The organism is Salinicola sp., assembly GCF_982684285.1.
In genome coordinates this window covers 1-11,238 of the sequence record NZ_CEXLVS010000134.1, presented here as the reverse complement: position 1 = coordinate 11,238, position 11,238 = coordinate 1, and the positions used below count along the sequence as shown (strand labels likewise).

Genomic DNA, 11,238 nt, shown 5'->3' with positions numbered 1-11,238 from the left:
GTGGTCAGGATGTCTGGCGTCACACCATAGTGCATGTAGGCGTAGAGCTTGCCGCTGCGGCCGACGCCGGATTGCACCTCGTCGACGACCAGCAGCGCCTGGTGCCGGTCGCACAGTTCGCGCAGGCCCTGCATGAATTCCGGCGTCGCCGGGGTCACGCCGCCCTCGCCCTGGATCGGCTCGACCACGATGGCACAGGTGTCGTCGTCGATCAGCGCGCGCACGCTGTCGAGGTCGTTGAACTCGGCATGCACGATGCCGCCCGGGATCGGGCCGAAGCCTTCGGAGTACTTGGGCTGGCCGCCGACGCTGACGGTGAACAGCGTGCGGCCGTGGAACGCCTGCTTGAACGAGATGATCTTGTGCTTGTTCTCGCCGAAGTTGTCGAACGCCCAGCGCCGCGCCAGCTTGAACGCCGCCTCGTTGGCCTCGCCACCGGAAGAGCAGAAGTAGGCCTTGTCGGCGAAGGTCCGCTCGACCATTTGCCTGGCCAGCGCCAGCGCCGGTTCGTTGGTGTAGACGTTGGAGAGATGCCACAGCTTGTTGGCCTGGGTGGTCAGCGCGTCGACCAGCGTCGGATGGCAGTGCCCCAGCGCATTGACCGCGATGCCGCCGGCGAAATCGATGTACTCCTTGCCCGCCTGATCCCACAGCCGGCTCCCCTCGCCGCGCACCGGGATCGCCTGCTGCGGCGAATAGTTGGGGGTCATGTAGCGGTCGAAATCGTCACGTGTCGGGCTCGCGGCCATGTCTTTCTCCCTGAAGGTTAGGGTGGTGTCGGATGAGTATAAGGAGGCGGCAGCCGGGCGGCTATCAGCGATGGGACGGCGAATTGCGAAAAGCGTCCTACGCTGAAAGCCGCCACGGGGTTGTGTTCGCTGCCAATGCCCCGATGTGGAAGTGTACCCCCGCGACTTTCGTCGGAGCCATCACCCCCGCCTTCGAGACGGCATGGCTGGCGCCGGAACGCGGACCACAGCGCAGGAAAAGGAGAGACCTGATGAAAATCGATCTGACAGGCAAGACCGCCATCGTCACCGGCTCCACCGCCGGCATCGGGCTGGCCATCGCCGAGGGGCTGGCCGGCGCCGGTGCGGCCGTCACCGTGACCGGGCGCACCCAGGCGCGGGTCGACGACGCCATCGCCCAGCTCGAGCGCAAGCTTCCGGGCGCAACCGTGGACGGAGTCGCGGCGGATCTGGGGACGGCCGAGGGTTGTCAGGCGCTCATCGACCAGAAGCCCTCCTGCGACATCCTGATCAACAACGTCGGCATCTTCGGGCCCAAGGACTTCTTCGAGATCCCGGATGAGGAGTGGCAGCAGTTCTTCGACGTCAACGTGATGAGCGCGGTGCGGCTGTCGCGTCATTACGCCCAGGGGATGAAAGAGCGCGACTGGGGGCGTATCCAGTTCCTGTCGAGCGAGTCCGCGCTCAACATTCCCGCCGAGATGGTCCACTATGGCATGACCAAGAGCGCGGTACAGTCGATCTCCCGCGGATTGGCCAAGGTGCTCGCCGGCACCCAAGTCACGGTCAACGCCGTGCTTCCCGGACCGACCAAGTCCGAGGGCGTCGGCAAGATGATCGCCGACATCGCCAAGCAGCAGGGCATCAGCGAGGCCGAGGCGGAAGCCAACTTCGTCAAGGAGAACCGGCCGTCGTCGATCATCCAGCGCGTGGCCGAAGTCGAGGAGGTCGCCAATCTCAGCGTCTACCTCGCCTCGCCCCAGGCCAGCGCCACCACCGGCGCGGCGATGCGAGTGGAAGGCGGGATCGTCGATACGATGGCCTGACCCTCCGGGTCAGTCAGCGGGAAGAGCGGCGCTTCGCGCCTGGAAGTTGTAAGTCGTAAGAAAAAGCCAAACCGAAACCCCATGACCAGAGGGAATCTCGGTTTGGCTTTTTGCATATTGATCGTCGTACACGACGCTCTGAAACGCTGGAGTGCGCAGCCCGTTTCAGCCCTCGTAACGCTTGAAGATCACGCTGGCGTTGACTCCGCCAAACCCGAAGGCGTTGCAGATGGCGTGTTCCATCGGCATCCGGCGCGATTCGCCGTGGACCACGTCCAGGTCCGCCGCCAGCGGGTCCGGATCGGTGTAGTTGCGGGTCAGCGGTGCAACCTGGTCGCGCAGCGCCAGCAGCGTGAAGATCGCCTCGACCCCGCCGGCGGCGCCCAGCAGGTGGCCGGTGGTCGCCTTGGTGGCGCTGATCGCTGGCGAACGGTCGCCGAACAGGCGATGAATGGCGGCCAGTTCGCCGCGATCGCCCACCGGCGTCGAGGTGGCATGGGCGTTGAGATGCTGGATCTCGCCCGCTTCCAGGCCGGCCTGGCGCAGCGCGATCTGCATCGCCCGTGCCGCGCCGGAGCCGTCCTCCGGACCCGCCGTCATGTGATAGGCGTCGGACGTGGTGCCATAGCCGACCAGCTCGGCGATGGGCGTCGCACCGCGCGCCAGCGCGTGCTCGAGGGTCTCGATCACGATCAGCCCGGCGCCTTCGCCCATGACGAAGCCGTCCCGCGCTCGATCGAACGGCCGCGAGGCCTGCTCCGGGGTGTCGTTGAAATGGCTGGAGAGCGCCTTGGCAGCGGCGAACCCACCCAGGCTGACGCGATCGATACAGGCTTCGCTGCCGCCGCACAATGCCACCTCGGCTTCACCGGCGTGAATCATGCGCGCGGCATCGCCGATCGCCTGCAGGCCGGCGGCACACGCCGTGACCGGCGCGCCGAGCGGCCCCTTGAAGCCGTGGCGAATCGATACCTGGCCACAGGCGAGGTTGGCCAGGAACGAGGGGATGGTGAAGGGAGAGAGTCGACGCGGGCCGCGGCTGTCGGTGGTACGTACCGCATCGGCGATCGCCGGAAAGCCGCCGATCCCGGAGCCGATCAGGGTCGCCGTGCGCTCCTTCTCCGCCTCCGTCTTCGGGAACCAGTTGGCCTGGGCCAGCGCCTCTTCCGCCGCCGCGACGGCCATCTGGATGAAGCGGTCCATCTTGCGCCGCTCCTTCGGGTCCATGGTCGCGTCGGGGTCGAATCCCGCACTGTCCTCGGCGATGGTCGGCACCGGACCGCCGACGCCGGCCGCCAGCCCCTCGACGACTTCCGCCGGTAGCCGGCGCAGACCGGAAGCGCCCGCCAGCAGGCGCTGCCATACTGGTTCGATGCCGCAACCCAGCGGCGAGAGGAGCCCCATACCTGTCACTACGATACGTCGCATGACGATGTCCTTTCAGTCATTGATCGAGTCACTCGCCTCCATGGCGGCGTGGCAGTCGGCGCGCGCCGCTGCTGGCTGCGAGTCGGAAGAATCGCCTCGTTCGAAGGCTTTGCGCATACGTTCGACACGGGCATGAACCGCCGGATTGGCATCTGGCCCCGGGGCCAGGCGCACGTCCCCGGGCGACAGCGGTCGCCCGTGGTGGCGGTCATAGAGGATCGGCTCGACAGGACGCAGGGTCCGTCGATCGATCAGACGGAAACCATTGGCTTCGATCGGCAGATGCTGTTCCCCCCAGCGGTAGAGCATCAGTATGACAGGGGCGAGTTCGTGCCCCTTGTCCGTCAGATGATACTCGTGACGCGGCGGATGCTGCTGATAGCAGCGCTTCTCGAGAAGTTCGTTGAAGACCATGCGCTCGAGGCGTCGCGTCAGCATGCTGGAAGCGATGCCCAGGCCACGCTGGAATTCGTCGAAGCGGCGCGCCCCCTGCATGGCGTCGCGCAGGATCAACAGGGTCCAGCTGTCGCCGACGCACGCCAGTGCGCGGGCCACCGGACAGAGCGATGAGATATCCTGGGTCACTTTCATTATGGAAGCGACTCTACCGAATTTCCTGCGCCAAGGGAAATTCCCGCCGGGCCCGGCATCACGGAATCTCCGTCACCCGGCGGAAGCCGCCGCCGCGAGACGCATGCGCACCCTCGGCAGCCGTTCACCACGACGCTCGATCCACTCCTCGCCGAGGGTTTCCCAGCCATGCCCGGACAGCGAAGGTGCCAACACCAGGCTCGCCTCGATCGACACCGCCGCGCGACCGGCGTCCCGCAGCGCCTCGATGGAGAGCGACAGCAGGCGTGAGCCGATCCCCTGGCGCGCCACCGAGGGCCAGACGTAGAGCGTCTCGATGCGGCCCGCCGACATATCGCGCTCGCAGAAGCCGATACAGTGGCCGTCGCATTCGGCAACCAGCGTGGGGTAGATAGCCTGGCGTGCCGCCCACGCCTCCGCGGTACGCGGCAGTGATGCGGCCCAGGCCTCGCGCTGGGCCAGCGTGTAGTGGCCCGCGGTCCCCTCCATGATCGCGTGGTGGAAGACCTCGGCCTGATCCGAGGCATCCCTGGGCAGGGCCTGGCGAAAGCGGGTTCGTTCGAGCATGGCGATCACTCCTGCCATCGGAGACGACATCGCGACTGTCTCAAGCCGTGACGGCGTCGACCAACCTTTCAAAGCGTGGAAATCGCAGGGCGATATCGCTCGCCGTCGCGATCACGTCGTGCGACGGGGCGTTGCACATCGTCAGCACCAGGAAGTCGGGCTCCGGGCCGATATCCAGCCAGTGCGGCAGCCCTGCCGGCACCGAGATCAGGTCGCCCCGGTCGCAGCCGACGACGTAGACCCGATGGTCGAGGTGGAAATAGAAGATCGCCTGGCCTCTCAGAAACAGATGCCAGGCCTCCTCGTCGCTCGCCGACTCGGTGCACAACAGCTCCCGCCGGAGCTCGAGATCGGGATATTGCGGACTCATGCCGCGCAGGTCGCAGTATCGGCGGCCGCTCAGCTGCTGGATTTCCGCCGCCGTGTCGTTGTTCAGCACCATGAGTTGCCGACGATCGACGCCGACCGGTAGCTCCGTCAACTCGCGCCGATCGAAATAGACCTCGATGGAGCCGAGTTCCAGCGCGATACGATAGGCATCGTGGCTGCTCAACAGCGGCTGATCCCCATCCGCCTCGTGATAAACGTGCAAGAAACTCATCCAACACCTCTCCTTGGTATCATGCGAGTTTTCAAAGGGCCGACGCGCCCGCCACGCGAGCGCTCATGCAGTATGGCACCGTTATGAAATTTCACCTCTGGAACTGGCTTCACGATGCAATCGCCTCCCTTTGACGCCCCGCCCGCCGCAAGCACCTTCCCGCTGGAGGCGATCGGTCACGTGGCCAGCGACTATCCCGACAAGTTCGGCATCCCCCGGCAGCCCGGGCTGGCTCCGTCGGCGCGGGCGATTCTCTATCTGACACCGCCATTCGACGATCCGCTTGCCGTGGAGGGCATCGAGGCGATGAGCCATCTCTGGCTGACGTTCGTCTTCGATCGCAGCCCCACGACATGGAAGCCCCGGGTTCGACCACCGCGCCTGGGCGGCAATCGCCGTGTCGGCGTGTTCGCCAGCCGGAGCACCCACCGTCCCAATCGGCTTGGCCAGTCGCTGGTGGAGCTGGTCGGGGTGGAGTGCACCCCGCGCCCCTCTCTCGCCCGCGCGCCGATCGCCGGTTCCCGCCTCGCCGGCTGCGAGAGCCGGGTCAAGCTGCACTTGCGGGGGCACGATCTGTGCGATGCCACCCCGATCCTCGACATCAAGCCGTATCTCCCCTGGGCCGAGTCCCGCCCGGACGCCAATGCCGGTTTCGCCCCCGCGTCGCCGCCCCGCTACCGCGTCGTCTTCGACGCCGCGGCCGACGAGGCGCTTCGTCGGCATCCCGACGGTGACGCGCTGGCTCGGCTGATCGAGGAGGTGCTGAGTCAGGATCCGCGCCCTGCCTACCACGGCAGCACCGCGACCCGGCAGGACGCGTCGAAGCGTTATGGCGTCCTGCTGCGCGACGTCAACGTCCGCTTTCGTGTCGACGAGCGCGATGGCGACACCGAGATTGGGGTAGAGGCGATCGAGTCGCGCTGAACGGCTCAGCGCAGCGATCGCTCGAGCACCAGGCTGGCCGGCTCGCCCGGCGTGTCCTCCAGCGTGCCGACCTCGCGAAAGCCCAGCTTGTGCAGGACCCGGATCGACTTCGCGTGATGCGGGCGAACCATGCCGTAGACCCTGTCCGCCGCCAGTCGCTCGACAGCATGGTCGATCGCGCCCTGGCCCATCTCGGTGGCGTACCCCTTGCCCCAGGCGGCGGGGGAGAAGCGATATCCCAGGTTCAGAATCCACCCCCATCCCGCCTCTCTCGTCCAGCCGAGGCCGCCAAAGCCGATGACGACCCCAGGATTCGCCTTCTCCTCGATGGCCCATATCCCGAAACCGTGGCGCTGCCAGTGATCGAGCCACCCGCTCAGCACCGCCATCGATACCGCGGCATCGGCGTGGGGCCCGGCCGGGTTGAAGCGGTGAGTCTCCGGATCGCCATAGATGGCGAACAGCCGCGGCCCGTCGGCGCTATCCGGCTTTCTCAGGATCAGTCGGTCGGTCTCATGGCGTGTCATCGATCACCTCGTGATGGATCTTGCGGCGGAGTGACATCCCGCCGACATCGCCGGCGCTGGCAAGCCTGCCCCGATGCCGCTAGGCTGGCGAACTTCGATGAAAGACTGGAGTGCCTTCGATGCGAAAGTCGCTGATCCCCCTGTGCCTGTCCGCCCTGACCCTGTTCTCGCTGCCGGCGCTCGCCGATGCCGATCACCCCCACGTGCGTCTGGAGACGAGCCAGGGCGCCATCGAGGTGGAGCTCGACGCCCAGGCGGCACCCAGGACGGTGGAGAACTTCCTGCGGTACGTCGATGAGGACTTCTACGCCGGCACGGTCTTTCACCGTGTCATGCAGGACTTCATGATCCAGGGCGGCGGCATGACGGCGGATCTCGAGCCCAAGGAAACCCACGCCCCGATCCCGCTGGAGAAGAGCGGTCTCGACAACACCCGCGGGACCATCGCCATGGCGCGGACCGCCAATCCGGATTCCGCCACCAGCCAGTTCTTCATCAACCTGGTCGACAACGGTGCGCTGAATTACCGCGACCTCTACAACCCGGGCTACACGGTGTTCGGTCATGTGGTGTCCGGCATGGACGTGGTCGACGAGATCGCCGGAACGCCGACCGGGCGCCAGGGCCCCCACGCCGACGTGCCCAGGACGCCGATCACCATCGAAAGCGTAAAGCGCATCGACTGACGATGGCGTGAGGCGCGAAAAGGTCTTTACCACAGCGTCCGAATAGCAGGAAGCCCCGGCGTTGCCACGTCGGGGCTTCCAATGGGAATCAATTCTCAAGAAGCGCTGCAACAATCTCCGAGCGGAGCGAAGTGCAAGGCATACGGCGCGCAGGCATTGAGACAGCGTTTCTAGAAGGTCATGCCCAGGCGCCCCCCCACCTCTTCATAAGCCTCGATCACACCGCCCAGGCCCTGGCGGAAGCGATCCTTGTCCAGCTTCTCGCGCGTCTCGGCGTCCCACAGTCGGCAACCGTCCGGCGAGAACTCGTCGCCCAGCACGATCTCACCCTCGAAGAGACCGAACTCGAGCTTGTAGTCCACCAGCAGCATGCCACCGTCGAGGAACAGCTGCTTGAGCACGTCGTTGACCCGGAACGTCAGCGTCTTCATGGTCGCCAGCTGCTGGGGGGTTGCCCAGCCGAACGTCTCCGCCAGCGACTCGTTGATCATCGGATCGCCCTTCTCGTCGTTCTTCAGAAACAGCTCGAAGGTCGGCGGATTCAGGGCGATGCCCTCCTCGACGCCAAGGCGGCGAACCAGGCCACCGGCGGCCAGGTTGCGCACCACGCACTCCACCGGAATCATCTCCATCTTCTTGACCACGCACTCGGTGTCCGAAAGCAGCTGCTCGAAATGCGTGGGAATGCCGGCCGCCTGGAGTTTCTCCATGATGAACGCATTGAACTTGTTGTTGACCATTCCCTTGCGCTCGAGCGCCTCTTTCTTCTTGCCGTCGAACGCGCTGGTATCGTCGCGGAAGTGCAGGACGAGCCGCTGCGGGTCGTCGCTCAGGTAGACCGACTTGGCCTTGCCGGCGTAGAGAAGATCGCGTTTTTGCATGGAGCTGTCTCCGTCGCGGCCCCGTGGGGCAGCAGGTTCGTGAAGAGGATATTGAAGCGTGGTGCGGCGACGGGGTGGACAGGTGCCAACGTCACGCCACCTGCTGCCAGTCGATGCCCCGATCCTGGGTCGAGACCAGCAGACGCGATTCATCGCCGTCGAGCAAGGGCACCAGCGCCTCCAGCACCCGCTCGGGGTGGTTATTTTGCGCCGACAGGTGCGAGCAGACAATCCGCTGCAGCCGATCGAGCCCCAGCCGACGCAGCAGGTCCGACGCCTGAGCGTTGGCCAGATGGCCCCAGCGGCCGGCGACGCGCCGCTTGAGATGGGGCGGGTAAGGCCCCTCGGCCAGCATCCGCGGATCATGATTGCACTCGAGGAACAGCGCATCGCAGCCGCTGAAGGCATCGACCACGTGTGACGTCGGGTGGCCGAGATCGGTCAGCACGCCAAGACGGCGACCGTGGGCGCGAAAGCAGAACTGGATCGGCTCGCGGGCATCGTGGGGCACGGTGACCGGGTCGATCTCCAGCCCGCCGATGGCGAAGCGTGCCTGCGGGACCAGCAGCTGATGGCTGGGCACTTCGCCGAGCTTGCCGGAGAGCCAGCTGCCGGCACTGAGATAGACCGGCAACTGGTGACGGCGCGCCAACGCCCCGACCCCGGGGATATGGTCGCTGTGCTCGTGGGTGACCAGCACGGCGGCCAGCTGGCGCGGGTGGACGCCGACGCGGGCGAGGCGTTTCTCCGCCTCGCGCACGCCGAAACCGCAATCCACCAGTACCAGGGTCTCGCCGGCGCTGACCAGGGTCGCGTTGCCCTTGCTACCGCTGCCCAGCGAGGCGAAGCTGAGCCCGGTGGCAGGACGGCCCTGCGTTGAAGAGGGCTGCCCGGGCATCGACGGCAGCGGCATCACCGCAGCGTGGACGCGATGGCATCCAGCAGCTCCCGTGCCGCGGCGGGCTCGACCGGCTGCCCATCGGCGCCGGCCACCGTCACCACGCTGTTGCCGGCATTCGAGTCGAGCTGGAGACGATAGTGGTTGGGCTGCGGGTCGCTGCCGAACCAGTCGAACCAGCCACCGTCATCCGCGTCCAGCGGCAGATAGTCGATGAAGAACTGGCCCGCGCTGCGGTTCTGGTCGGTCACCGTCAGGCGGTTGTCGTCGAAGCCATTCTGCAACTGATAGTAGAGTTCGGACCAGGCGCGCTCGCCATCCAGCGCCAGATCGAGCTCCCAGTTGCCGCCGCGATTGCGCAGTTGCACCCGTTCGCTCTGATCGAGCGGCTGGGCGGCCAGCGAGACGCCGCTGTCCGCGGTGTGGTTGCTATCCAGGTAGGCCTTGATCGAACTCAGGCACTGGGCACTGCCACCGATGTCGCAGCGGACTTCGCTGGTGCCGCTACGCAGGCCCTGGCGCAGGCTCACGTTGCCCTGGGCGGTTTCGATACGGCCACTGGCGGCATCGATCGCCGTCGGGTTGACGCCGTGATCGACGGCGAAGCCCTGCAGCCGCGGCCACACGCTGGCCGGCGCGGCATCGACCAGCAGCCAACGCTCGCTCCCCGCCTGGCGCAGCTCGGCATAGGGCTGCTCATCGCTCTGGCCCGATGCCAGCGGTTGCGGACGAGGCACATCGTCGACGGCGTCCGACGCGGAGAAATCGCTGTCGGCCTGGGGCACGGGCATCGAATCCTGGTAACGCACCTGGTCGCGCGACGCCGGCAGCTCCAGCGGCTTGGCCATCTCCGCCTTCTGATACTCGGCATTACGGTCGTAATAGTAACCGTCCTGGAAAAGTCCGCAGCCGGACAGGGCCAGCGACGAGCACAACATCAGAGGCATCCATTTGAGGATGGGCTTCATGCATCCACCTTTGTTTGAAGCAATGGGCTGATTGGCGATTCGAACCACGTCGGCAGATTTCACTTCGTTTCGATATTGGCGAGCTGCAGCGCTTCGCCGACGTTGCCGTGATAGCGCTCGGACAGCCAGGTCAGCGGCAGCCGGATCCCGGTCTCGGCATACCCCATGCGATTGAGCGCCCACTTGACCGGAATCGGGTTGGATTCGATCCCCAGCGCCGTGTGCAGCGGGGCGAGGCGCGCATTGATCTGGTGCGCCTTCTCACGCTGGCCGCTGGTCGCTGCGACGCAGAGATCGTGCATCGACTTTGGCGCGACGTTGGCGGTGACCGAAATGTCGCCATGACCGCCCATCAGCATGAAATCGCAGGCGGTGGCGTCGTCGCCGGAGTAGAGCGCGAAGCCGCTGCCCTCGAGACGATCGATCAGTTCCTCGGCACGTTCCAGGTTGCCGGTGGCATCCTTCAGGCCGACGATCCGCTCGAGCTCCGCGAGCCGGAAGACCGTCTCGTTGTAGATATCGGAGCAGGTCCGCCCGGGAACGTTGTAGAGGATGATCGGCAGCTCGCTCGCCTCGGCGACCGCCTTGAAATGCTGATACAAGCCTTCTTGGGTCGGCTTGTTGTAGTAAGGCGCCACCGAGAGACAGCAGTCGGCGCCCACTTCACTGGCGTAGCGAGCCAGTTCGACCGCTTCCGCGGTGTTGTTGGCTCCCGTGCCGGCGATGACGGGAATCCGGCCGTTGACCTCTTCGACCACCGTGCGGATGACGTCGAAATGCTCGGCGAACGACATGGTGGTCGGCTCGCCGGTGGTACCGGCGGCAACGATGGCGTCCGTGCCGTGATCGAGATGGAAATTGACCAGGCGGCGCAGCGCCTCCCAATCGATCTCGCCACCGGCTTTCATCGGCGTCGCCATGGCAACGATACTGCCTGTGATCATCTTGCAGCTCTCTCTCTGTGACCGGATGGGCGGCCGGCCGCCTTGCCCAATCGATATCGAACGACCGGAAACCGAATTGCCGGCCGGATGCACCCCGGTGCCTGAGTCATTGGCGTGCCCTCCGCAGGCCAGGCCAACGCTTCCCGGTTCCGGGCTCCAGCACGTCGGACATGATGGCGATGCGGTCATGGCGCCTGCCCAGGCGCGATTTCACGCCCCCAGATGGTACTCAGGCAGCTCCAGCGTGTACAGCCGCCAGGTTGGCTGTCGCCGCGCTCGTCGCGACCTCCGGCAACCGGCAAGGTATCGGCTACCGAGCATTGACCGCCAGGATCGGCTATCGTTCGCCATTCACTTCCCGGTTTCGGAGCGCCTCATGACACTCAGCGTTGGACAACCCGTAGCAGCCTTCTCCGCCGAAGCGACCG

13 protein-coding genes are annotated in these 11,238 nt (G+C 65.9%); 3 read left to right on the top strand and 10 right to left on the bottom strand.

Going from position 1 to position 11,238, the window contains the following annotated elements:
* The coding region (locus AC3AYF_RS12610; RefSeq protein ID WP_295040176.1) for an aminotransferase class III-fold pyridoxal phosphate-dependent enzyme at positions 1–749 on the bottom strand (749 nt) is incomplete at its 3' end.
* 251 nt (positions 750–1,000) lie between these two features.
* Between AC3AYF_RS12610 and AC3AYF_RS12605 the strand changes: the two genes are divergently transcribed.
* Positions 1,001–1,795 (top strand): SDR family NAD(P)-dependent oxidoreductase, encoded by a 795-nt coding sequence (locus AC3AYF_RS12605; protein WP_295040178.1) that lies wholly within the window; start codon positions 1,001–1,003, stop codon positions 1,793–1,795.
* A gap of 165 nt (positions 1,796–1,960) precedes the next feature.
* On the opposite strand, the gene fabF is transcribed toward AC3AYF_RS12605, so the two are convergent.
* From fabF to AC3AYF_RS12585, 4 genes are all read right to left on the bottom strand, one after another.
* On the bottom strand, positions 1,961–3,223 hold the full coding sequence (gene fabF / locus AC3AYF_RS12600; RefSeq protein ID WP_295040180.1) for a beta-ketoacyl-ACP synthase II: 1,263 nt from the start codon (positions 3,221–3,223) through the stop codon (positions 1,961–1,963).
* Positions 3,224–3,235: 12 nt separating this feature from the next.
* Positions 3,236–3,814: a winged helix-turn-helix transcriptional regulator gene (locus AC3AYF_RS12595; RefSeq protein WP_295040182.1), complete on the bottom strand. Its 579-nt coding sequence runs from the start codon at positions 3,812–3,814 to the stop codon at positions 3,236–3,238.
* A 72-nt stretch (positions 3,815–3,886) separates the two neighbouring features.
* Positions 3,887–4,381, bottom strand: coding sequence for a GNAT family N-acetyltransferase (locus tag AC3AYF_RS12590; protein WP_295040183.1), 495 nt, complete (start codon positions 4,379–4,381; stop codon positions 3,887–3,889).
* Positions 4,382–4,421: 40 nt separating this feature from the next.
* On the bottom strand, positions 4,422–4,982 hold the full coding sequence (locus tag AC3AYF_RS12585; RefSeq protein WP_295040185.1) for a cupin: 561 nt from the start codon (positions 4,980–4,982) through the stop codon (positions 4,422–4,424).
* A 114-nt stretch (positions 4,983–5,096) separates the two neighbouring features.
* Between AC3AYF_RS12585 and tsaA the strand changes: the two genes are divergently transcribed.
* On the top strand, positions 5,097–5,906 hold the full coding sequence (gene tsaA / locus AC3AYF_RS12580; protein ID WP_295040187.1) for a tRNA (N6-threonylcarbamoyladenosine(37)-N6)-methyltransferase TrmO: 810 nt from the start codon (positions 5,097–5,099) through the stop codon (positions 5,904–5,906).
* 5 nt (positions 5,907–5,911) lie between these two features.
* Here the strand turns inward: tsaA and AC3AYF_RS12575 are convergent, their stop codons facing one another.
* Positions 5,912–6,433 (bottom strand): GNAT family N-acetyltransferase, encoded by a 522-nt coding sequence (locus tag AC3AYF_RS12575; protein ID WP_295040188.1) that lies wholly within the window; start codon positions 6,431–6,433, stop codon positions 5,912–5,914.
* 119 nt (positions 6,434–6,552) lie between these two features.
* Between AC3AYF_RS12575 and AC3AYF_RS12570 the strand changes: the two genes are divergently transcribed.
* The gene (locus AC3AYF_RS12570) at positions 6,553–7,119 is read left to right on the top strand and encodes a peptidylprolyl isomerase (RefSeq protein ID WP_295040189.1); all 567 of its coding nucleotides are present in this window, start codon (positions 6,553–6,555) and stop codon (positions 7,117–7,119) included.
* Positions 7,120–7,289: 170 nt separating this feature from the next.
* Here the strand turns inward: AC3AYF_RS12570 and purC are convergent, their stop codons facing one another.
* The 4 genes from purC to dapA all read right to left on the bottom strand — a co-directional run bounded on the left by purC (position 7,290) and on the right by dapA (position 10,810).
* Entirely contained in the window at positions 7,290–8,000 is a 711-nt protein-coding gene (purC, locus tag AC3AYF_RS12565; RefSeq protein ID WP_295040191.1) for a phosphoribosylaminoimidazolesuccinocarboxamide synthase, read from the bottom strand.
* Between the two features lie 91 nt (positions 8,001–8,091).
* Entirely contained in the window at positions 8,092–8,913 is an 822-nt protein-coding gene (locus tag AC3AYF_RS12560; protein ID WP_487779808.1) for an MBL fold metallo-hydrolase, read from the bottom strand.
* The gene (gene bamC, locus AC3AYF_RS12555) at positions 8,913–9,866 is read right to left on the bottom strand and encodes an NlpB/DapX family lipoprotein (protein WP_487779807.1); all 954 of its coding nucleotides are present in this window, start codon (positions 9,864–9,866) and stop codon (positions 8,913–8,915) included. The genes AC3AYF_RS12560 and bamC overlap by 1 nt, the downstream gene beginning before the upstream one ends.
* A 59-nt stretch (positions 9,867–9,925) precedes the next feature.
* Positions 9,926–10,810: a 4-hydroxy-tetrahydrodipicolinate synthase gene (gene dapA, locus AC3AYF_RS12550; protein ID WP_295041445.1), complete on the bottom strand. Its 885-nt coding sequence runs from the start codon at positions 10,808–10,810 to the stop codon at positions 9,926–9,928.
* Between the last annotated feature and the right edge of the window lie 428 nt (positions 10,811–11,238).